The sequence below is a fragment of the Pandoraea sp. E26 genome (genome assembly GCF_000681415.1).
GTDB classification, from domain to species: Bacteria; Pseudomonadota; Gammaproteobacteria; order Burkholderiales; family Burkholderiaceae; genus Pandoraea; species Pandoraea pnomenusa.
Map to the genome: position 1 here is coordinate 53,317 of NZ_AYXJ01000050.1, position 21,101 is coordinate 74,417.

Below are 21,101 nucleotides of genomic sequence, written 5' to 3' on the forward strand. Positions count from 1 at the left end.
TCCGTGCAAACGAGTTTGTCAGAACTTCATGCGCATGCCCACCCCGAAAGTATTCCCGGCGTCGAGCCCCGAGACCTTGTCGTTCAGGTAGGCCGCGTACAGGTCCGTACGCTTGGAGAGGTCGTAATCGTAGCCGAGCGCCCAGGTGTTACGACTGCTGGTGTTGGCGCCCGAATTCTTCGTGTAGGCGTAGGAAGCCATCACGCGGCCGCCGCCGAGCGGCACCGAAACCCCGAGCTGACCGCCGTTGGAGGTGAGGTTACCGCCCGCGATCGTGTTCTTGATGTACTGATACTGGCCGAACAGCTTCACCACCCGGAAGTCGTACGTCATGCCGGCCTGCAACGCCTGCTGATTGCGAAAGCCCGCGATGCCGGCCATGTCGTCGGGCGTCGTATCGAACTTCACTTGCTGGTAGGCGAGCGTGGCGGCGAACGGACCATGAAAATACATGGCGGCGGCGCTCCACTTGTTCTGGCCCGTCTCGCCGGCCTTGTTGCCGAAGGCGTACGAGACGCTGGCGCCCAGGCCCTTGTAATCCGGCGTGGCGTACATCACCGCATTGCTCCATCCCGAGTCGCCCACGATGCCCTGGCCCGCGAGGCCGAGGAACGTGTGATACACCATCGGGCTGAAGGTATACGAGTCGACGAACGGATTGAAAAGAATCGTCGAGACGAAATAGGACGTCGTCAGACGCCCCATGGTGATCGTGCCGAGGGTATTCGATTGAAGGCCGACGTAAGCGTTGCGCGAGAAGAAACTGTCGCCCGTGAATCGGCCATAAGTACCGCGTTGCGGCAGGAAGAAGTCTTCCAGCGTGAAGATCGCCTTCAGACCGTCGCCGAGATCTTCCGAGCCCTTCATCCCCCAGTAGGAGGTCGACATGCCCCCGCCGCCCTGCGTCCACGCGCGCTCGCCGCCGGGGGCCTTGGCCGCGCCGACCCAGGCGTCGACCTGACCGTAAAGCGATACGTTCGATTGCGCGTGAGCGACGCCCGCCGCGCCGCAGACCGCGAGGGCGAGCGCGCCCCGCAGCCAACCTGCTGCCTTGCTCATGAATGTGTCTCCGTCTCGTTATGATTTATGCGTGCCTCTGGACTTCCGTTCGTCACCGACGAGTGCAAGGGGCCGCCTGAGTCATTGACACACTGACTTCGCTTCGCGCGGGTATCGGTGCTGCTTTGAGGCGTGATCATTATTATCAGGATGCCTCGCGCGAAATATCACGCAGCGTTGATACCCGGTATTACGTTGTTGTCGTCACAGTTCGCGGGTTAACACCGGCAGCCGACCGCTTGCCTCCCGTTGCGGTCTCCGATCGGCGTTGCGCCGCGTGCGCTAACGAATCGCCCGCCAACTGGCGTGATGCGCGGCGAGCCAATTCCGCGCGAGGCTCGGATCGCCGTGCCGGTTCGGATGAAACGACGGTGCGAGGTATTTCAGCATCGGCCCAGTGCTGCGCCAGACCACGCCGTCGCGGCCGAAGAACATCGTGGCGAATCCCCACCACGTGCGGGGCTTGAAGAGCGTGCCGTCGTGCCAGAGGTTGTTGATCGTCTGCGCGTGGCTCTCGAGCGCGAACATGACGAGCACGTAGAGATAAGTGAGCACCCGTTGGCGCTCGCTGCCGCCAAGTGCACGGTACAGATCGAACGCCACCGCCTTGTGCTCCGTTTCCTCCGCCGCATGCCAGCGCCACATCAGGCGCATTTTCGGTTCGGCGTTCGCCAGCCATCGGTCATAGCGCAATGCGCCGTCGCCGAACACCGCGGTGCAGTGCTCATACGCCGCGGTGACCGCGAGCATGTACATCGGCGAGAGTTTGCGGCGGTGGGCCCAGCGAATGCGCCGGTTCGCCCAGTTCTCCCAGTGGTTCACCAGCCCCTGCCTGGCCAGTTGCGCGTTGTACTGACCATGCAAATGGCGATGTGTGGCTTCCTGCCCGATGAATTGGGCGATGTCGGCGCGCAACGTGTCGTAGCGGGCGTCCGCCGGAAGCCGATCCATCGTGTTGCGCACCGAGTCGATGAACGACTGCTCGCCGACCGGAAAACTCATCGACAACGCGTTGTAGTACATCGTTCGATAGGCGTCGCCGCTGTGCCAGTGCCGATCGAAGCCGGCGGCCAGATCGACCGTCAGCTTGCGCACGGTCAGCGCGGAAATGTCATGGCTCATGGTGTCGTATCTCCCCGGTCGGGTTGAGGAATCGCTTGATATTCGGTGCGAATGTGAGCATTATTCATTTTTCAGGCGCCTGGCCGCAACTCGCTTCCCACTCAGATTTTCCTCATGTCCACCACCAAGCCGCCCACGTCGCCGAATGCCTCGTCCACCATGCGAAAGCGGCCGATGCAGGCTCGCGCGCAACATACCGTCGAGACCATTTTCGAGGCCACCGCTCAGGTTCTCGACGAAGAAGGCGAAGCCGCGCTCACGACCAATCGCATCGCGAGGAAGGCGGGTTTCTCCATCGGTACGCTTTATCAGTACTTCCCCACGAAGGAGGCGATCCTGCTCGCGATGATCGCGCGCGAGCGCCGGCGGGTCATGGACGAACTCAACGAGCGCATCGCGCGCGCCGCGCAAGAGGGCGCCGACCCCGAACGTGTCATTCGCGAGCGGCTGCGTGTGCTGATCGAGGCGTTCGGTGCGGGGGGGCGCGTCAAGCGTTCGCTCATCAAGATGGCGTGGCAGCTCGACCATCACGAGAACATCATGCAGGCCATGCGCGAGGCCGCGGAGCACATTGCCGTCGCCATGTCGCGGCGCGACGCGCCCGAGATGCGCCCGCCGAGTGCTGCGACCGTGTTCGTGCTCACGCGTGCCGTGATGGGCACGCTGCGCTCGGCGGCGCTCGAAGACTCGCCGTTGCTTGGCACGCCTGAATTCGAGGACGAGCTTTACCGGTTGTGCTGGGGGCTCCTGCGCGCGGACACTTGAGGCGGTCCGGGGGCCAGCCCCGTCGCCGCTGGCGCAAGGGTGTGACGCGCCTCGACTTGCCTTACGCAAAGTGCGTGGCTAGAATGCGAACTGATTTTTGGTATCCGGCGATGTGATCGGCCGGTGCCACGTAAGCGTTCACGTGAACCAACGCATACTCCGCGACAGCGACCGGGCGATCCGGCACGTCGGTCGAGGGGCGTGCGTTCGTCGATGAACCACCGGGCAGCCCATTCGGCGCAATCCCCGGTTCTCCACGCGCCACAAGCGCCTTCTCTCCCGATTTGTCCGTACTGCCGGTTCGTTCCGATGCCTGCGTCGCGATCGTTCGCCCGCCGGCTCGCGCTCGCGCCGCGCCCATCGGTATCGATGCCCTGTCGCTTCGGTCGCCGACGTGTGCGCGGCACTCGCGTCTGCCGGCCCCTCATGGAGTCTTGACACATGCCGTCCCCCGCAACTCCGGCCGCTGACGCGACCGTCAGCGCAACAGCCAGCGCAACGGCGCTGCTGCTGCGCTTCTCGCTGAACGTCTTCCTCGCATGCCTGACCATCGGCATGTCGCTGTCCGTCGTGCCGCTGTTCGTGCACGACGTTCTCGGTTTTCACAACATCGTGGTCGGATTCGCTGTCGGCGTACAGTCGCTCGCCACGGTGCTCACGCGCAAATTCGCCGGTCGCACGGCGGATCTGCGCGGCGCCCGTGTTGCGCTGATGCGCGGGCTGACGTTTGTCGGGCTCTCCGGTGTTGCCCTGCTCGCGACCGGGCTCGTCACGCTGTCCCCCGAGCCCCGGCTGGCGGTGCTGACCGTGGCACGTTTGCTGCTGGGCGTGGGCGAGAGCCTGTGCATCACCGGCACGCTGACGTGGGCCATCGGCAGTCTGGGGGCATCGCAATCGGGGCGTGTGATGTCGTGGACCGGGGCGGCCGTCTTCAGCGGATTTGCCGTCGGCGCGCCACTCGGCCTCTCGCTTTATGGGGCTACCGCGCTCATCGGCGTGGCCATCGCGATCTGTCTGCTGCCCATCGCCGGTTGGGTCGTGATTTCGCGGATTCCCGGCGTGGCGCCGATGCATCAGACGGGGCGTGCGCTGCCGTACTCGCAGGTGTTGCGCATCGTTTTCCTGCCGGGGCTGGCGCTCGCATTGCAGGGGGTGGGTTTCGCGGTGGTCGGCGCTTTCGTGGTGCTGTACTTCGATGCGTCGCGCTGGTCGGGCGCTGCTGTCGCGCTGTCGGCCTTCGGGCTCGCGTTCGTGCTGGTGAGACTGATCGGTGGACGTTGGCCCGAGCGCTTCGGCAATCTGCGCGTGGCGCAGGCGTCGCTCGCGGTCGAAGCCGTCGGCCTGTTGCTGGTGTGGCAGGCGCCGGGCGCGTGGCTTGCGCTGGCCGGCACCGCGCTCGCCGGCGCCGGCGCATCGCTGATCTTTCCCTCACTGGGCATCGAGGTGGTGCAGCGTGCGCCCGCCGCGAGCCGTGGCACGAGCCTGGGCACGTATGCCGCGTTTCAGGACGTCGCCATTCTCCTGACCGGGCCGCTCGCCGGCGCCGTGGCCAACCCGTTCGGCTATCGCGCGGTCTTCCTGTGCGGTGGGCTCGCGGCAGCGGTGGGCGTCATCGTCGTCGTCATATTGCGCGCACGTCGCCGCTGATCCAACAGCCCGCGGCGGCGTCGAGCGGATCGCGCAGCGTCACGGTGATCGCCGAGGCGCGTCCCATGGCGACCCCCTGGCGCACGACGACGCCGCGCTCGCCAGGGAGAAGCCAGCCGTAGCGGCGCGCGCCGTAAAGCAGTGCGGCTGCCGCGATGCCGGTCGCGGCATCTTCGGGATAGCCGGAGGCGCGCGGATACTGGCGCGCCTGCAACACCGGCAACGCGCGCCCATCGCCCACCGCCTCGCGCGCGCAAGGGTACAGACCAGTGGATGCGATGGCGTCGCACGTGGCGGCCATCGTGGCGAAGTCGGGCCGCAGCGCCTGCAATGTCGCCACGCTGCGCAGCGGCACGAGTGTCTTCACGCGACTCGTCGCCGCGTTGCAGATACCTTCCGGGGCAATATCGTCGGGCGAGATTCGCAATGTGGCGCAGATTGCCTCGATGGCGCTCGCGTCGATGACCGGCTCGGTGCGCCCCGCCGGCTGACTGACTTCGATGTGCTCGCCGTCGGCGGCCAGCCTGCCTTCGACCGGGCCACTCAGCGTCTCGATCGTGACCGGCCTGCCGTCCCAGCGTCCCGCGCGGCGCAATACCCACAACGCACCCAGCGTCGCATGACCGCACATCTCCATCTCGTGATTCGGTACGAAAAAGCGAAAGCGCCACGCCCGGTCCGGCTGCGTCGAGGCCATGACGAAGCCGCTCTCGTGGCCGTAGTGCGCCGCGACGGCGCGCATATCGCCTTCCGACATCGCGTCGGCGTCGAGCACGATCGGGGCGGGGTTGCCGCCGTCGTCTGTGGCGGGGAAGACGCTGACCAGGCAAACCGAGGCAGGTGCGGGCAGCGAGAGCGGGTTGTGGACGGTCATGATTCGACTCGAGGAAAGCGGGACAGTGGTCGACGTCGCGTGGGGCGGCATCTGTCGGGATGATGTTCCGCGCCGGCAACGCGATCGGCGTAAGGGAAGCCTTAAGGGTACGCGTGAAATCACACGACCGTCAGGCATCGATGGCCCGCGGCGTGCCGAATCTTTCGGACGCATTTTCATCGCCACGCGGGTGTCAGGCAGCCACGTCGAATATCGGCGCGCCATCGGGGCATTGACGCGGCGCATCGTCGACCGTCCTGTCAATGGCGTTTGGCTGTCGCGCTCTTGCCACAGTCGGGCGACTTACGATTTCGGAATGTGATCAGTGACTGAAGGACTGCTCCATATAGAGCGGTGTCCTATGGTTTACAATCGCGGCGGCCTCCCAATCCCCAAATGGGATGGCCGGGTGAGAAACGTCGCGCAGGCCCTCAGGCTGGGCGCAGACGTCCGGAGACAATGTCGACGGACTCCGCGAAATCGATTCCCGCGACATGGGAATCGTGAGGTCTTCAGAGCAGTCGGGTGGGTAAGGCGGCGTGATCGGTGCGAGTGGTCCGGCGGCAGCGTTGCAGTCTTGATTCCGGCTGCATGGCAGCCGAAGTTCGAAGTGGAAACCATGAGTACTATCGCTAGCGGTACCCAACCCAGTGCGCAGTCGCGCGCGATCGAGGCGCAAGCCTACGCCAAAGCGACCTGGCGTTTGTTGCCGTTCCTTTTCCTTTGTTACGTCGCGGCGTATCTCGACCGTGTCAACGTCGGCTTCGCCAAGCTGCAGATGCTCAACGACCTTCAGTTCAGCGAGACGGTCTATGGCCTGGGCGCCGGCATCTTCTTCATCGGCTACTTTTTCTTTGAAGTGCCGAGCAACATCATCATGCACAAGGTCGGTGCGCGCCGCTGGATCGCGCGCATCATGATCTCGTGGGCGGTGCTCTCGGCGGCCACGCTATTCGTGAAGACACCCACGCAGTTCTACGTCGTGCGTTTTCTGCTCGGCGTGGCCGAGGCGGGCTTCTTCCCCGGCATCGTGCTGTACCTGACCTACTGGTTCCCGGCGCAGCGTCGCGGTCGCATGAACGCGCTGTTCATGATCGGCATTCCCGTCGCGGGCGTGTTCGGCGGTCCGCTCTCGGGCTGGATTCTCGCGGCGTTCAATGGCGTGGGCGGCTGGGCCGCCTGGCAATGGCTGTTCTTCATCGAAGCCATTCCGTCGGTGATTCTCGGCGTGATCACGCTCATGTATCTGCCGAACGGCATTCGCGCGGCCACTTGGCTCACCGAAGACGAAAAGGCCGTTCTGGAGCACAACATCGCGCAGGACAGCGCGGGCAAGGTGCAGCACTCGGTCGCGTCGGTGTTCGCGAACGGTCGTGTGTGGCTCATGGCCGCGATTTACTTCTGCTGCATGATGGGCCTTTATGGCATTGGCTTTTACCTGCCGACGCTAATCAAGGCCAGCGGCGTGAAGAGCGCGCTGGACGTGGGGCTGCTTACCGCCATTCCCTACGCCTGCGCCGTGCTCAGCATGATCGCCGTGGCGCGCAGCTCGGACCGCACGCGCGAGCGCCGCTGGCACTTCGCCGTGGTGTCGCTTGCCGGGGCCGTGGGCCTGTACCTGAGCACGGTCTGGGGCAACAATGTCCCGCTCGCCATGGTGGCGCTGTCGGTCGGCACGGCCGGCATGCTGGCCACGATGCCGGTGTTCTGGACGTACCCGAGCGCGCTGCTCGTCGGCGGCTCGGCTGCTGCCGCCATCGGCATGATCAACTCGATCGGCAACCTGGCCGGTTTCGTGAGCCCGTTCGTCATCGGCTGGCTCAAGGACGTGACGCAAAGCACCAACGCCGGCATGTACTGCGTGTCGGCCGCGCTCGCCTTGGGGGCCGTGCTGGCGCTCACGCAATCGAAGGCGCAGGTCAACCGCTGAAACGCTTCAGAGCACGGTGATGGCGGCAGCGGTGCCAATGCCGCCGATGTCGCCAATGTCGCCTTTGTCGTGCGTGGTCCGTGAAATAGAAAAAGCCGGCGTTCGCCGGCTTTTTCATTGGATGCTGCGGGGCGGTCGTGCCGACCCGCCCTCGATCGCTTTCGCGCTTACGCCGTCGCGACGCTTGCCAGCGCGGCGTTGAACGTCTTGCTCGGGCGCATGACTTGCTCGAGCTTGTCGAAGTCGGGCTTGTAGTAGCCACCGATGTCGGCCGGCTTGCCTTGTACTTCGGCGAGTTCGGCCACGATCGTCTTCTCGTTCTCGGCCAGTCGCTTGGCCAGCGGCGCGAAGCGCTGGGCCAGCTCGGCGTCTTCCTTCTGCTCGGCGAGTTCCTGTGCCCAGTACATCGACAGATAGAACTGGCTGCCGCGATTGTCGAGCTCGCCGGTCTTGGGCGACGGGCCCTTGTTGTTGTCCAGCAGCTTGCCGGTTGCCGCGTCGAGCGTCTTGGCGAGGATCTTGGCGCGGTTGTTGCCCGTCTTGATACCGAGGTCTTCCAGCGACACGGCCAGCGCCAGGAATTCACCCAGCGAGTCCCAACGCAGGTGATTCTCCTCGACCAGTTGCTTGACGTGCTTCGGTGCCGAGCCGCCGGCGCCCGTTTCGTACATGCCGCCACCGGCCATCAGCGGCACGATCGACAGCATCTTGGCGCTGGTGCCCAGCTCCATGATCGGGAAGAGGTCGGTCAGGTAGTCGCGCAGAATGTTGCCGGTCACCGAAATGGTGTCCAGGCCGCGGATCACGCGCTCGAGCGTGTAACGCATGGCGCGCACTTGCGACATGATCTGGATATCGAGGCCGGTGGTGTCGTGGTCCTTCAGGTACGTCTCGACCTTCTTGATCAGTTCGGCTTCGTGCGGACGGTACGGGTCGAGCCAGAAGACGGCCGGCATGCCCGAGTTGCGAACGCGGTTCACCGCGAGCTTTACCCAGTCGCGGATCGGGGCGTCCTTGACCTGACACATGCGCCAGATGTCGCCGGCTTCCACATTCTGCGAGAGCAGCACTTCGCCCGTGGCGATGTTGACGATGTTCGCCACGCCGTCTTCGACGATTTCGAACGTCTTGTCGTGCGAGCCGTACTCTTCTGCCTTCTGCGCCATGAGGCCGACGTTCGGCACCGTGCCCATGGTGGTCGGGTCGAATGCGCCGTTCGTCTTGCAGAAGTTGATGATTTCCTGGTAAATGCGGGCGAACGTGCTCTCCGGGATCACGGCCTTGGTGTCCTTCGGACGGCCGTCGGCGCCCCACATCTTGCCGCCCAGGCGGATCATGGCCGGCATCGAGGCATCGACGATCACGTCGTTCGGTGCGTGCAGGTTCGAGATGCCCTTGGCCGAGTCGACCATCGCCAGTTCCGGACGGTGCTCGTGGCAGGCGTGCAGATCGCGGATGATCTCTTCACGTTGCGTGCTCGGCAGCGCCTCGATTTTCTCGTACAGGTTCACGAGGCCGTTGTTGACGTTCACGCCCAGTTCGTCGAACAGCTTGCCGTGCTTCTCGAAGGCTTCCTTGTAGAAGATCTTCACGGCGTGGCCGAACACGATCGGGTGCGAGACCTTCATCATGGTGGCCTTCACGTGCAGCGAGAACATGACGCCGGTCTTGCGGGCGTCTTCCATCTGTTCTTCGTAGAACTCGCACAGCGCCTTCTTGCTCATGAACATGCTGTCGATGATTTCGCCGTCGAGCAGCGAGACCTTCGGCTTGAGCACGATGGTCTTGCCGCTCTTCGTCACGAGTTCCATGCGCACGTCGCAAGCCTTGTCGATCGTCATCGACTTTTCGCCGTGGTAGAAGTCGCCGTGCTTCATGTGCGCCACGTGAGTGCGCGAAGCCATGCTCCATTCGCCCATGCTGTGCGGATGCTTCTTGGCGTAGTTCTTCACGGCCAACGGGGCGCGGCGATCCGAATTGCCTTCGCGCAGCACCGGGTTCACGGCCGAGCCCAGGCACTTCGAGTAGCGCTTCTGGATGGCCTTCTCTTCGTCGGTCTTCGGGTCTTCCGGATAGTCCGGCACCTTGTAGCCCTTCGATTGGAGCTCCTTGATGGCGCTCTGCAACTGGAACACCGAAGCGCTGATGTTCGGCAGCTTGATGATGTTGGTGTCCGGATCCTGCGTGAGGCGGCCCAACTCGGCGAGGTTGTCCGGCACGCGCTGTTCTTCCGTCAGGAATTCGGGGAATTCGCCGAGGATACGACCTGCCACCGAGATGTCGCTCGTCTCGATCGCCACGCCGGCCGGCGCGGTGAACGTGCGAATGATCGGGAGGAAGGCGCCGGTGGCCAGAAGCGGTGCTTCGTCGGTCAGGGTGTAGATGATGCTGGATTGCTGCGTACTCATCGCTGGTCTCGGATTCAAGAATCAGGAAAAGGTGGGGGAACGCCGCCGACTGGGGTGACAGTCCGCTAGCCATGACAAATTCTCTCGATTGTGACACGGGTCAGGGGCAAAACTGAAATGCCTTTTCGTAATGTGAATGCGTCAGTCTTATATAAGACTGGCTCTGAAGGCCCCGTCATATCGTGGAAATCCCCGTCGCGCGGGGCACGGGTCGCGCCACGCCCCGGCGGGAAGTTGGATCGGTATGTGGTTAAATTGATCGAATTTTAGTTTTGATTTAAAAAATCTATTGATGTTGCGATGTCGCGCATGCATTTCCGCGGGGCATGCGCCGCGACTGCGTAGTGTCGCTCGCAGCCGGTGCGTACGGTTGGGGGGGGCTCTCGGTCTGCCGCTTGCCATGGCTGGGCGGTTGCGCTCTAATGGCGCCCAGCGCCGACCTTGGGAAGCCGCCAACGGTTCCCATGCACAGTCCTCCCCCCGTTTGCTGTGCCGCGCGCGCTCCCTCGCTGCCGTCATCAGAAGAATGAAAACGCAGCATGGTGGTATTCGACCGTAGCGCACAAAACCAATCATTGTTCCGCGAGCGTCGTCGGGCATGCATGCCCGATGCTTCGCCGTACCGGGGAATCACTGCATGTCTGTTTCAACGCTTCGCCGAAGTGCGCTTGCCGCAGCGGTGCTCGGTGCCGTTCTGACGCATGGCGCGTATGCCGCGGGCACGCTCGTCGCAGACGGCACTGCCGCTGTCGGCGGGCCGCCTGCCTCGTCGTCCGACGCGGGAAACGCCGCGATCTCCGAGGCTCGCGCGCTGATGCGCGCCAAATCGCCCGCACGGGCCTACGCGTTGCTGGCGCCGCTGGAGAGCCGTCTGGCGGGCGACGGCGAATATGACTACCTGCTGGGTATCGCTGCCGCGGACAGTCATCACCTCGAGGTTGCCGAGCGCGCACTCAAACGCAGCGTGGCGGCCCGTCCTGGCGATGGTCCGGCTCACCTCGAACTGGCGCGCACCTATTTTCTGCTCGGGCAGCGCGATAACGCGAGACGCGAGTTCGAGGGGGTGGCCGCGGGCGAGGTCCCCGAGGGTGTGCGTCCGGTCATCGAGGCCTACCTGAACGCGATCAATGCGCCTGCGGGCGCGCGTACGTCCTGGACCGGCTACGTGCAGGGCAACGTCGGGCACGATACCAATGCCAACAACGCGACGACGAATTCCGCGATCGCGATTCCGGCACTGGGCGGCTTGATGTTCGTCCTCGACGGCGCCTCGCGCGGAACGCCGGCGAACTTCGGCGACATCAGTGGCGGGCTAGGCGTGCGACATGCCGTGACGGACAACCTGGTGGTGTCGGCATCGGGAGAGGTCGATGTGCGCACCTACGCCGATAAGGCGCGCGCCTTCGATCAGGGCAGCTATTTGCTTCAACTGGGCGCGAACTGGTTGTCCGGGCCGAACAATTTCGGACTTCAGTACGCCAACCAGCACATGTGGGTCGATTCGGAGAGCTACCGCAATCTCAACGGCTTCACCGCGCAGTGGACGCGCGATCTTGGCAGCGACCTTCAGGTGGCGACGTTCGCGCAGTACACGCCGATTCGCTACATGGGCACGAATGCGCGCGACGTGAATCGCGCCATCGTTGGCGCGTCGATCGTCAAGGGATTCTCGTCGGTCTATGGCGCGCCGGTCGCTTATGCCTCGCTGTACGCGGGGCGAGAAAAGCCCAAGGACGACTTGTCCGCCGCGTTCGGCAATCGGCTGTGGGGCGCGCGACTCGGCGGCGAATGGCACGTGATGCCGGATCAACTGCTGTTCGCCAGCGCTAGCATCGAGCGACGCAACTACGACACGCTCGACAGTTTGTTTCTCGTGGAGCGCAGCGACCGTCAGCTTGACGTGAGGGCTGGCTATTCGTACTTCGTGACGAAGGCGTTTTCGATCACGCCGCAATTCAGCTTCACGCGGAATGGCTCCAGCCAGCCGCTGTACCAGTACCACCGAAGTGTCTACGAGGTCGTGGCTCGCTATGACTTCCGCTGATCTCAATCCTCACGCCGATCCGGAGCGATCGATCATGACATTCATCGTGTTGTCGGGGCCTCGTCGGGCCTTGCGTTTTCCCGCACGCCGCGCTGCGCAATGGAGCGCCATCGCATCGGCGGTGGCTTCTTTCGTCATCCCGCAGGCCAGAGCGCAGAGTGGAGGGCTCGACTTCTCGCGATTCCTGCCGCAGCCGGTGGTGTCAGCTTCAGGAGGCACTGCTGCGGGTGCTGTGCCGGGTGGGGCGAGTCCGGGTCTCTATGTCGAGGTGCTGGGTGGCGCGATCGTCGTGAGCAATGGTGGTGGATCGCCGCTTTTCTCGGCCGGGCAATTCGGCTTCACGCCCAATTTCAGCGTGCCGCCGGTCGTGCTTCCGCAGAATCCGGGAATCCTTTTCACGCCGCCCCCGATATTTTCGGCAACGGGTTCGCCGACGCAGCCCACACCGGCTACAGGGCCTGTCGTGCTGTTGCCGACGCCACGGCCGCCCGCCGCCGAGCTTCCGCCGGTCTTGACGCCCCCGCTTGTGACGCCGCCGGTGCTCCCACCCCCCGTCGTGCTGACCAGCGGCGCGGGGTATTACATGATGAACTGGGGCTCGGACGGTATCGCAAGTCTTGGCACGGGCACGGCGACCTTCAATGCCGCGAGCGAGATGACGAAGTTCGTGGGATCGGACATGCCGTTCAATGTCGTGTCGGCCGTGACGGTCGCCGACGCGGGCAAACTGGACGATCTGGGCTGGGGGCGCTGGACGGCGGGCACGATATCCGATCATGGCGAGACGATCGATTTGTCGACGTGGAGTTCGGGCATGCCTTATATCGTTGGCAAGCCCACGCTGGATGCGAATCTGCCGATCTCGGGCACGATGACGTATGCGCTCGCCGGCGCAACGAAGGCTATCGACAGGATTTCCGGTGCGACCGGTACGTTGACGGGATCGCTGAGCATCGCGTTCCAGAATGCGCGCTACGACGTCACGCCGAATCTGAATATCGCCATGCCCGGGCAGACTTACGCGACCGGCGCCGGCATGACGGTGGTTGGCCCGGACGGTGCGCGTGCAACGTTCGACACGATGACGCAAAACGTCTCGGGCGGCGCGTGTGTCGGCGGCGCTTGTACGTTTTCGACGCAAGGCGTGCTGACCGGCGCGGCGGCGAACAATGCGGGCATCGTGTACTCGCTCTCGGGCCCTGAGATTCGGGTAACGGGGGCGGCGGGGTTCAAGCGCTGAGGTGCGAGGTGTGGTGCAGGGCAGGGGAGGTGCGCTCGCATTGAAGCGGGCGCCTGTCTCGTCGTTGCGGCATGCGGGATCAATCGCACGCGATCACTGTGATGCCGGCGCAGAATGCAAAAAGGGCCGACGTATCGTCGGCCCTTCGAATCTGGTGGGTGGTACAGGGATTGAACCTGTGACCCCTGCCGTGTGAAGGCAGTGCTCTACCGCTGAGCTAACCACCCAAATCATTAACTAAATCAATGATTTAGTGTTGATTGCTGAAGTCTTTCCTTCGCAATCAGGAGCAGAACTTTAACTGTTTTCGTAGAAGTCTGCAACCTTTCTTTTCAATCTTGTTTTGCTGCCGCCGTGACGATATCTCTCGATCACTTCACGCCGTTTCTCGCGATGACTCGCAAGCAGCAAAGACAGCGATTATAGGGATGTTTTCTTCGCTTGGGAAGGGCTCCGTGCAATTTTTTCGCGGATACCTCGCGAATCCCTGTCATGTCACGCAGCCGGCGTCGCTTCACCTTCCGGCGCTGCCGGTTCCGTGCGCCAGACGCATGTCCCTTTGATGCCCTTGTCGATGCCGTCGAGTACCGCGCCGTGCAGTGCGATCTCTTCAGCCGCCGCGAGGATGACCGGCAGTTCGAATTGACGCAGCGAGATCTTTTCGCGATGTGCGCCCGCGTCGCTTTCGTCGCCGTCGCCCGAATCGATGACCAGGCTCTCCTGACCGCGGGTCATCGCCAGGTACACGTCGGCGAGCAGTTCTGCGTCGAGCAGTGCGCCGTGCAACGTACGATGCGCATTGTTCACGCCAAGACGTTCGCACAGCGCATCCAGCGAGTTGCGCCGACCAGGGAACATCTCCCGCGCACGCAGCAGCGTGTCGATCAGGCCAGAGCAGTGCTCCATGAAAGGCGGCCAGCCGAGGCGCCCGAACTCCATGTCGAGAAAGCCCAGGTCGAACGCGGCGTTGTGAATGATGATTTCGGCGCCGCGGCAATACTCGCGCAGCTCTTCCGCAATCTCCGCGAACTTGGGCTTGTCGGAGAGGAATTCCGTCGTCAGGCCGTGCACCGCCAGTGCCCCCGGATCGCTGTCGCGCTCGGGGTTGATGTAGAAATGCAGGTTGTTGCCGGTCAGGCGGCGATTGACCAGTTCGACGCAACCGATCTCCAGCAGACGGTCCCCCGTCTTCGGGTTCAGCCCGGTGGTTTCGGTATCGAGGATCAGTTGTCGCATGATGTTTCGGTAGTTGGCTCGTACTTTCGGAATTGGCACGCGCGGCCGTATGGTCTCACGGACCGCCGGACTGACGAACTCGCGCAACGCGCGGTCGCTCGCCCGCGCGCGAGGTCACCCGCGCCGCAGACTCTCCACGCCGCGATTGGCCAGTTGGTCGGCGGCTTCATTGCCGTCGTGTCCCGCGTGACCTTTCACCCAGCGCCAGTCGATCTCGTGCTTCTGAGAGACGGCGTCGAGTTCCTGCCACAGGTCGGCGTTCTTCACGGGCTCCTTCGCGGCGGTCTTCCAGCCTCGGGCCTTCCAGCCGTGAATCCATTCGCTGATGCCCTTTTGCACGTACTGCGAATCGGTATGCAGCACGACATGGCACGGCTTGTTCAACGCTTCGAGCGCGCGAATGACGGCAAGCAGCTCCATGCGGTTATTGGTCGTATTCGGCTCGCCGCCGAACATTTCCTTGCGGTGTTTGCCGGCAACGAGCAGGGCGCCCCAACCGCCGGGGCCGGGATTGCCTTTGCAGGCACCGTCGGTATAGATCTCAACTTGCGGCAAGGTCATCTCTCAAACGATCAGTCGGACACTTCGGTCGCTTCGGCCATCTGGCGGTGCGTGGTGTTCGGTGTGGCCACCGGCGCCGCCGCAGGCTGGAGCGCGAGTATACGCTTGCGGACCTTGCCGACCAAGCGCATGCCACGCACACGCTTCACCGCGCGAACCCCGTACAAGGCGCCGAAGATCGGCCACCAGCGATCGCCGGCGGACTCCATGAACTCGAAGCGTTGCAGCCAGTGATCGCCGCGCAGCGGCGGCCGGTAGCACCCGAAGCGGCCACGGTCGATGTCGAACGACAGCAGCTTGAGCCAGTCCTTCAGGCGAGTGAAGGCGATGAGGTCGGCGCCCGGGGGCAGAAACGGCGCGCCCGCCAGACGTCCCAGCTCTTCGCGCGCGCCCCACAGGCTCAGGTTGTTGAAGCCGGTGATGATGACCTGTCCCTCGGGCACGAGAATGCGCTCGACTTCGCGCAGGATGTCGTGCGGGTTCTCGGCGAACTCGAGCACGTGCGGCAGCACAACGAGGTCGGTGCTGGCCGTGGCGATCGGCAATTCGTCGAATCGACTCACCAGGATGTCGCGCGCCACCATCTCGGATGCGATGGGCGTGGTGCCGTCCGCCGCCGTCGCGCACGTGGTCGTATCGGTCGTGTCGCTCGCGGCCTTGGTCATGAGCGTGGGGGCCTCTGGCCCCCGTGCGGCGGGTAGCACGAGCCCTCGGTAGGGCATGCGGTTCTCGCGCAGCGTATCGAGCTCGGGACGGCCCAGCTGCAACGCGTGATAGCCGAACAGATCCCCGACCCATTGATCGAAGAGGGCCTGTTCCCATGCGAGCGCGTAGCGGCCTGGCGGTGAGACGAGCCAGACGGGCCAGTCTATAATCGGACGTTCTGACATGGTGGCGAGTATATATGGATGCGCACGCAGATGCGGCAAGTGGGCAGTCGGCCGGAACACTGACCGTCTTTCCCGTCCCCGCGTTCCAGGACAATTATCTCTGGGTCATCGACAACGGCAAAGACGCTGTTGTCGTCGATCCCGGCGACGCCGATCCGGTGCTCGCCTATCTCGAATCGCGCGGCCTCACGCTGCGCGCCATTCTCATCACCCACAAGCATGCGGATCACGTCGGCGGCGTGGGCACGTTGCTGCGGCATTTCAATGTGCCGGTGCACGGCCCGGCGCGTGAAGCCATCGCGGGCGTCGATCATCCCCACGCGGGCGGCGACACGGTGCACATCGCGGCGCCGGCCATGACGCTGGAGGTCATCGATGTCCCCGGCCACACGTCCGGCCACGTCGCCTACTTCCTCGGCGCGGGCGCGGCGGGCGTGCCGCGGCTGTTCTGCGGCGATACGTTGTTTTCGTGCGGATGCGGGCGCCTTTTCGAGGGCACGCCGGCGCAAATGCTCGCATCGCTCGACAGGCTCGCGGCGCTGCCGCCGGCCACGCTCGTGCATTGCACCCACGAGTACACCCTGTCGAACATTCGCTTCGCGCTGGCCGTCGATCCGGACAACGAGGCACTCGCCGCCTGGCATCAGGAGGCCACGGCGCTGCGCGCGGCAGGGCGTCCCACGCTGCCCACCACGCTCGCCCAGGAGCGGGTGACGAACCCGTTCCTGCGCAGCGACGCACCGGCGGTCGTCGCGGCCGCCGAGCGGCACGCCGGGCGCACGTCGCTGTCTCGGGAGGCGGTATTCGCCGCCATCCGCGGCTGGAAAGACAACTTCCGTTGATCGAGAGCGCGTCGCGCTGTCAACAGCACGACGCGCGATGACATCTGCCGCATTGCGGACGTTGACACATGTCGGCTCGTCTGCTCACCCCTGATTCATTGCCCCACACGTGATGTTTCGGAGTCATATCGATGGCATCGCGCATGCGATCCGAGCGTACCTTCCGTGTGTCGTTACGACCACATCTCGTGGGTTCCCGGTCGGGGATAACCCTTAAATTTCGGCCATTTTGATGAGATTTTTGCAAAAAAATTAGGCAGAAAGGTTGACGCATCTGAAGGGTTTCCTTACCATCCTTGCCAATTTCATGAAGATGTAACCCCATTCGAGCCCGATCAATGCGACTTATCGTTAGCTTGTTACTGACGCTGCTTCTGGCGGCTTGCGCCAGCACAGCGCCGACCACAGGTGCGTCGAATACGACTCCCGATGCGCAGAGCAAGTCGCCTCTCGCCTCGACCGCAAAAGGCAAACAACGCGTTTCGAGCGATCAGACCATCGACCTCGACAACGACTCGATCAACGATCTGGCCTACGGCAGCGACGACGCCGATCTCTGGTCACGTATCCGCCACGGCTTTGCCATCCCCGATCTCGACACCGACCTCGCGCAGGACCGCACGCAGTGGTACGCGCAGCGCCCCGAGTATGTCGAGCGCATGATCGACCGGTCGAGCAAGTACCTGTTCCATATCGTCGAAGAACTCGAGCGCCGTCATATGCCGACGGAACTCGCGCTGCTGCCGTTCGTGGAAAGCGCTTACAACCCGCAGGCGCTCTCCACGGCGAAGGCGGCCGGTATGTGGCAGTTCATTCCCAGCACCGGCAAGACGTACAACCTCAAGCAGAACATGTGGCAGGATCAGCGCCGCGATGTGCTCGCTTCGACGACCGCCGCGCTCGACTATCTGTCGAAGCTCTACGCGATGTTCGGCGACTGGCACTTGGCGCTTGCCGCGTACAACTGGGGCGAAGGCAACGTGCAGCGCGCCATCGACCGCAATCAGGCGCAGGGGCTGCCGACCGACTACCTGAGCCTGCGCATGCCGACCGAAACGCGCTACTACGTGCCGAAGCTGCAGGCGATCAAGAACATCATCGCGCACCCCGACGTCTACAGCGTCAAGCTGCCGGACATTCCGAATCACCCGTATTTCGTTAGCGTGACGACCAAGCGCGACATCGACGTGGCGCTCGCCGCCAAGCTCGCCGATCTGCCGCTCGACGAATTCCGCGCGCTCAACCCGTCGTTCCGCAAGCCCGTGATCCTGGGCGCGGGGCAGCCGCAGATCCTGCTGCCGTTCGACAGTGCGGAAGTGTTTCAGCGTCGCCTGAAGAGTTACGACAAGCCGCTCTCGAGCTGGACGACCTACACCTCGTCTTCGCGCGAGCGTCCGGAAGACGTTGCCCGCAAGCTCGGTGTCGACGCCGCGGTGATCCGCTCCGTCAACAACATCGCGCCGCGCATGCGCCTGAAGGCGGGCTCGACGCTGCTGGTGCCGCGCTCAGACGACATCGACCAGGACATCAGCCCGTCGGTGGCGAGCAATGCCGTGCTGGCGCTGGAGCCGGACCTGCCGGATACGCGCAAGATCATGGTGCGTGCGCGCAAGCGCGACACGCTCGCTGCCGTCGCGTCGCGCAGTGGTGTGAGCGTCGCGCAGATCAAGAGCTGGAATCGTCTGCGCAGTGACAGGCTCACGTCGGGCCAACTGCTGGTGCTTCACGTGCCGGTCAAGGACGCTTCGCGTGTTGCCGCTGCATCGGCGCCTGCCGCAAAGGACGACGAGGAAGCGCCGCGCACGCGCATGGTGCGTGGCAAGAACGGCAAAATGATTCGCGTGGTCGACCATCGACCCGCCGCCAAGCCGGCGAAGGTGGCCGCCAGCAGCAAGGCCGCTCCGGCCAGGACGACTGGCAAGACCGCCAAGGCGTCGGCAAAGGCGGTGACCAGGACCGCGAAGGCGCCAGCGAAGGCCTCGACCAAGGTCACCAAAACGGCCCAACGCTGAAGTCGCCCCCGGGCTCTGGCGAACGGTCATCGATTCGATATCGTTCGCTCGTCAATGGTCCCGAGCCCATAGACAACCCCGCATCAAATCGAGCGCCCGTGAGGATTCCCTCACAGGCGCTTTCTTTTGCGCGTCGACGGCACGTTGGCCAACGCCTTATGCGTGCGTGAGCGCCTCCGGGCTTCGCGTCATCTCGCCACGCGCGTGAACAGGCGATGCCGACGACTTACCGGTGCGCGCTGCCGACGTTCGCGCATCGGCGTAATCCCCTAGCGTTTGCGCGGGGGCGCGTGCGTCCACGGTAAGCCTTCCGTAAGCGTCAACGCGCACACTGAACGCGAGGCACGTGGCCCGTGTCCGACGATTTCATTGCACCGAAGCGAATTGCCGTTCGATGGCCACACGCCGTCGACCCAGCCGGCCCGATCCGGCGCCGCGCAGCCAGGTCCGACCCACCGTCGACATCGCCCGGGGGTGGCGGCCGCGTGAGCTCATCAAATACATGCAAGGAGACACCATGACTTCGTACGCGTCATTTCACGCCCGCTCGATCGCCCCTGACTCGCGCGAGGCCTTCTGGGAGGAACAGGCCAGCCTGATCGACTGGGAGACGCCCTTCACGCGGGTGCTCGATTACGACAAGCCGCCGTTTGCGCGCTGGTTCGTGGGCGGGCGTACCAATCTTTGCCACAACGCCGTCGATCGCCACCTGCCGTCGCGTGGCACGCAGAATGCCCTGATCTGGGTCTCGACCGAGACCGGGCAGGAGCGCGTCTATACGTACGACGAGCTTGCGGCGGAGGTGAACCGCATGGCGGCGTCGCTGCAATCGTTGGGCGTGGGTCGCGGCGAGCGGGTGCTGATCTACATGCCGATGGTGCCCGAGGCGCTGTTCGCCATGCTGGCATGCACGCGGCTTGGCGCAATTCACTCGGTCGTTTTCGGGGGCTTCGCCTCGGTGAATCTCGCCGCGCGCATCGACGACGCGCAGCCGAAGGTCATCGTCTCGGCCGACGCCGGCTCGCGCAACGGCAAGGTCGTCCCGTACAAGCCGCTGCTCGACGAGGGCATCGAACTCGCACGGCACAAGCCGTCGAGCGTGCTGCTCATCGATCGTGGCCTGGCCGAAATGACGCGCGTGCCCGGTCGCGACGTCGACTACGCGCCGCTGCGCGAACAACATCTCGACGCTTTCGTCGCGTGCGAATGGCTCGAATCGAGCGAGCCGTCGTACGTGCTCTACACGTCCGGCACCACGGGCAAGCCCAAGGGGGTGCAGCGCGACACCGGCGGATACGCCGTGGCACTCGCCTCGTCGATGCAGCACATCTTCTGCGCCCGGCCGGGCGACACGATGTTCTGCGCGTCGGACATCGGCTGGGTCGTCGGCCACAGCTACATCGTATACGCGCCGTTGCTCGCGGGCATTGCAACGGTCATGTACGAGGGCACGCCGATTCGTCCGGACGGCGGCATCTGGTGGCGCATCGTGGAGAAGTACAAGGTCACGCAGCTCTTCACCGCGCCCACGGCCATTCGGGTGCTCAAGAAGCAGGACCCGGCATACCTGACGCAATACGATCTGTCCTCGCTGCGGCTGATTTTCCTGGCCGGGGAGCCGCTCGACGAGCCGACCGCACGCTGGCTCACCGATGGCGTCGGCAAGCCCGTCGTGGACAATTACTGGCAGACCGAGACGGGCTGGCCGATCCTCGGCATGGCGCGCGGCGTGGAGGTGTTGCCGGGCAAGCTCGGGTCGCCGGGCAAGCCGGTGTATGGCTATGACGTGAAGCTCGTCGACGAGGTCACGGGCGAGGACTGCGGGCCGAATCAGAAGGGCGTGCTGGCCATCGAAGGACCGCTGCCGCCGGGATGCATGAGCACCGTATGGGGCGACGACGCGCGTTTCGTCAAGACGTATTGGGAGACGGTGCCGGGGCGGATGCTTTACTCGAGCTTCGACTGGGGCGTGCGCGACGACGACGGCTATTACTTCATTCTCGGGCGCACCGACGACGTGATCAACGTGGCCGGGCACCGGCTGGGCTCGCGCGAGATCGAGGAGAGCATCGCGAGCCATCCGGCCGTGGCCGAGGTGGCGGTGATCGGCGCGCAGGATGCGCTCAAGGGGCAGGTGGCGATGGCGTTCGCCGTGCTGCGCCAGCCGGAGCTGGCAGCCACGCCAGAGGCGCGCATGGCGCTCGAGGGCGACGTGATGAAGACGGTCGACAGACAACTGGGCGCGGTGGCGCGTCCGGCGCGCGTGTTCTTCGTCTCGATGCTGCCGAAGACCCGCTCCGGCAAGCTCCTGCGCCGGGCGATCCAGGCGATCTGCGAAGGCCGCGAAACGGGCGACCTCATCACGATCGAAGATCCGGCGGCGCTCGAACAGGTACGTGACGCGGTCAAAGCGGTGTAGTAGGGTCATGGGGTTCCGGGGGCTGGCGCAGCTCCCATGACCCCGATTGCCC

15 protein-coding genes and 1 tRNA gene are annotated in these 21,101 nt (G+C 64.3%); 8 read left to right on the forward strand and 8 right to left on the reverse strand.

Annotated elements, in window-relative coordinates; genetic code table 11:
• Positions 1–18: 18 nt before the first annotated feature.
• Both W930_RS0124675 and W930_RS0124680 read right to left on the reverse strand, forming a co-directional pair.
• A complete protein-coding gene (locus tag W930_RS0124675; RefSeq protein ID WP_023595144.1) occupies positions 19–1,059 on the reverse strand; it encodes a porin in 1,041 nt (346 codons plus the stop codon).
• Between the two features lie 282 nt (positions 1,060–1,341).
• On the reverse strand, positions 1,342–2,181 hold the full coding sequence (locus W930_RS0124680) for a metal-dependent hydrolase (protein ID WP_028731391.1): 840 nt from the start codon (positions 2,179–2,181) through the stop codon (positions 1,342–1,344).
• A 114-nt stretch (positions 2,182–2,295) separates the two neighbouring features.
• Between W930_RS0124680 and W930_RS0124685 the strand changes: the two genes are divergently transcribed.
• The gene (locus tag W930_RS0124685; protein ID WP_023595146.1) at positions 2,296–2,946 is read left to right on the forward strand and encodes a TetR/AcrR family transcriptional regulator; all 651 of its coding nucleotides are present in this window, start codon (positions 2,296–2,298) and stop codon (positions 2,944–2,946) included.
• Between the two features lie 441 nt (positions 2,947–3,387).
• Entirely contained in the window at positions 3,388–4,593 is a 1,206-nt protein-coding gene (locus tag W930_RS0124695) for an arabinose transporter (protein WP_024788838.1), read from the forward strand.
• Here the strand turns inward: W930_RS0124695 and W930_RS0124700 are convergent.
• Positions 4,568–5,467 carry a PhzF family phenazine biosynthesis protein gene (locus tag W930_RS0124700; protein ID WP_024788837.1) on the reverse strand — a complete coding sequence of 300 codons (900 nt, stop codon included), beginning with the start codon at positions 5,465–5,467 and terminating at the stop codon, positions 4,568–4,570. The two genes, W930_RS0124695 and W930_RS0124700, sit on opposite strands and share 26 nt — an antisense overlap.
• A 619-nt stretch (positions 5,468–6,086) precedes the next feature.
• Between W930_RS0124700 and W930_RS0124705 the strand changes: the two genes are divergently transcribed.
• Positions 6,087–7,397, forward strand: coding sequence for an MFS transporter (locus W930_RS0124705; protein WP_023871812.1), 1,311 nt, complete (start codon positions 6,087–6,089; stop codon positions 7,395–7,397).
• Between the two features lie 167 nt (positions 7,398–7,564).
• On the opposite strand, the gene W930_RS0124710 is transcribed toward W930_RS0124705, so the two are convergent.
• Positions 7,565–9,805 (reverse strand): NADP-dependent isocitrate dehydrogenase, encoded by a 2,241-nt coding sequence (locus tag W930_RS0124710; protein ID WP_023871811.1) that lies wholly within the window; start codon positions 9,803–9,805, stop codon positions 7,565–7,567.
• A gap of 637 nt (positions 9,806–10,442) precedes the next feature.
• On the opposite strand from W930_RS0124710, the gene W930_RS0124715 reads away from it, so the two are divergent.
• Entirely contained in the window at positions 10,443–11,849 is a 1,407-nt protein-coding gene (locus W930_RS0124715) for a surface lipoprotein assembly modifier (RefSeq protein ID WP_023871810.1), read from the forward strand.
• A complete protein-coding gene (locus W930_RS0124725; RefSeq protein WP_145929467.1) occupies positions 11,836–13,089 on the forward strand; it encodes a hypothetical protein in 1,254 nt (417 codons plus the stop codon). Before W930_RS0124715 ends, W930_RS0124725 begins: the two co-directional genes overlap by 14 nt.
• A gap of 152 nt (positions 13,090–13,241) precedes the next feature.
• On the opposite strand, the gene W930_RS0124730 is transcribed toward W930_RS0124725, so the two are convergent.
• The 4 genes from W930_RS0124730 to W930_RS0124745 all read right to left on the reverse strand — a co-directional run bounded on the left by W930_RS0124730 (position 13,242) and on the right by W930_RS0124745 (position 15,776).
• Positions 13,242–13,316 (reverse strand) — tRNA-Val (locus W930_RS0124730).
• Between the two features lie 268 nt (positions 13,317–13,584).
• A complete protein-coding gene (gene dnaQ, locus W930_RS0124735) occupies positions 13,585–14,325 on the reverse strand; it encodes a DNA polymerase III subunit epsilon (RefSeq protein WP_023871808.1) in 741 nt (246 codons plus the stop codon).
• A 114-nt stretch (positions 14,326–14,439) separates the two neighbouring features.
• Complete coding sequence (rnhA, locus tag W930_RS0124740; RefSeq protein ID WP_023595156.1) at positions 14,440–14,886, reverse strand: ribonuclease HI; 447 nt, start codon at positions 14,884–14,886, stop codon at positions 14,440–14,442.
• Positions 14,887–14,897: 11 nt separating this feature from the next.
• A complete protein-coding gene (locus tag W930_RS0124745; protein WP_023871807.1) occupies positions 14,898–15,776 on the reverse strand; it encodes a methyltransferase domain-containing protein in 879 nt (292 codons plus the stop codon).
• 14 nt (positions 15,777–15,790) lie between these two features.
• Between W930_RS0124745 and gloB the strand changes: the two genes are divergently transcribed.
• The 3 genes from gloB to W930_RS0124760 all read left to right on the forward strand — a co-directional run bounded on the left by gloB (position 15,791) and on the right by W930_RS0124760 (position 21,049).
• On the forward strand, positions 15,791–16,618 hold the full coding sequence (gene gloB, locus W930_RS0124750) for a hydroxyacylglutathione hydrolase (protein WP_023595158.1): 828 nt from the start codon (positions 15,791–15,793) through the stop codon (positions 16,616–16,618).
• Positions 16,619–16,956: 338 nt separating this feature from the next.
• A complete protein-coding gene (locus tag W930_RS0124755) occupies positions 16,957–18,630 on the forward strand; it encodes a transglycosylase SLT domain-containing protein (RefSeq protein ID WP_023595159.1) in 1,674 nt (557 codons plus the stop codon).
• A 517-nt stretch (positions 18,631–19,147) separates the two neighbouring features.
• Positions 19,148–21,049 carry a propionate--CoA ligase gene (locus W930_RS0124760; RefSeq protein WP_023871806.1) on the forward strand — a complete coding sequence of 634 codons (1,902 nt, stop codon included), beginning with the start codon at positions 19,148–19,150 and terminating at the stop codon, positions 21,047–21,049.
• The last annotated feature ends 52 nt before the right edge of the window (positions 21,050–21,101 follow it).

What these genes read in the sequence shown, in the direction of transcription:
- gloB (WP_023595158.1), top strand. Translation starts at nt 15,791, where the DNA reads ATGGATGCGCACGCAGATGCGGCAAGTGGGCAGTCGGCCGGAACACTG.
- W930_RS0124705 (WP_023871812.1), top strand. Translation starts at nt 6,087, where the DNA reads ATGAGTACTATCGCTAGCGGTACCCAACCCAGTGCGCAGTCGCGCGCG.
- W930_RS0124710 (WP_023871811.1), bottom strand. Translation starts at nt 9,805, where the DNA reads ATGAGTACGCAGCAATCCAGCATCATCTACACCCTGACCGACGAAGCA.
- W930_RS0124680 (WP_028731391.1), bottom strand. Translation starts at nt 2,181, where the DNA reads ATGAGCCATGACATTTCCGCGCTGACCGTGCGCAAGCTGACGGTCGAT.
- W930_RS0124745 (WP_023871807.1), bottom strand. Translation starts at nt 15,776, where the DNA reads ATGTCAGAACGTCCGATTATAGACTGGCCCGTCTGGCTCGTCTCACCG.
- W930_RS0124760 (WP_023871806.1), top strand. Translation starts at nt 19,148, where the DNA reads ATGACTTCGTACGCGTCATTTCACGCCCGCTCGATCGCCCCTGACTCG.
- W930_RS0124755 (WP_023595159.1), top strand. Translation starts at nt 16,957, where the DNA reads ATGCGACTTATCGTTAGCTTGTTACTGACGCTGCTTCTGGCGGCTTGC.
- W930_RS0124700 (WP_024788837.1), bottom strand. Translation starts at nt 5,467, where the DNA reads ATGACCGTCCACAACCCGCTCTCGCTGCCCGCACCTGCCTCGGTTTGC.
- W930_RS0124695 (WP_024788838.1), top strand. Translation starts at nt 3,388, where the DNA reads ATGCCGTCCCCCGCAACTCCGGCCGCTGACGCGACCGTCAGCGCAACA.
- W930_RS0124675 (WP_023595144.1), bottom strand. Translation starts at nt 1,059, where the DNA reads ATGAGCAAGGCAGCAGGTTGGCTGCGGGGCGCGCTCGCCCTCGCGGTC.
- W930_RS0124685 (WP_023595146.1), top strand. Translation starts at nt 2,296, where the DNA reads ATGTCCACCACCAAGCCGCCCACGTCGCCGAATGCCTCGTCCACCATG.
- W930_RS0124725 (WP_145929467.1), top strand. Translation starts at nt 11,836, where the DNA reads ATGACTTCCGCTGATCTCAATCCTCACGCCGATCCGGAGCGATCGATC.
- W930_RS0124715 (WP_023871810.1), top strand. Translation starts at nt 10,443, where the DNA reads ATGTCTGTTTCAACGCTTCGCCGAAGTGCGCTTGCCGCAGCGGTGCTC.
- dnaQ (WP_023871808.1), bottom strand. Translation starts at nt 14,325, where the DNA reads ATGCGACAACTGATCCTCGATACCGAAACCACCGGGCTGAACCCGAAG.
- rnhA (WP_023595156.1), bottom strand. Translation starts at nt 14,886, where the DNA reads ATGACCTTGCCGCAAGTTGAGATCTATACCGACGGTGCCTGCAAAGGC.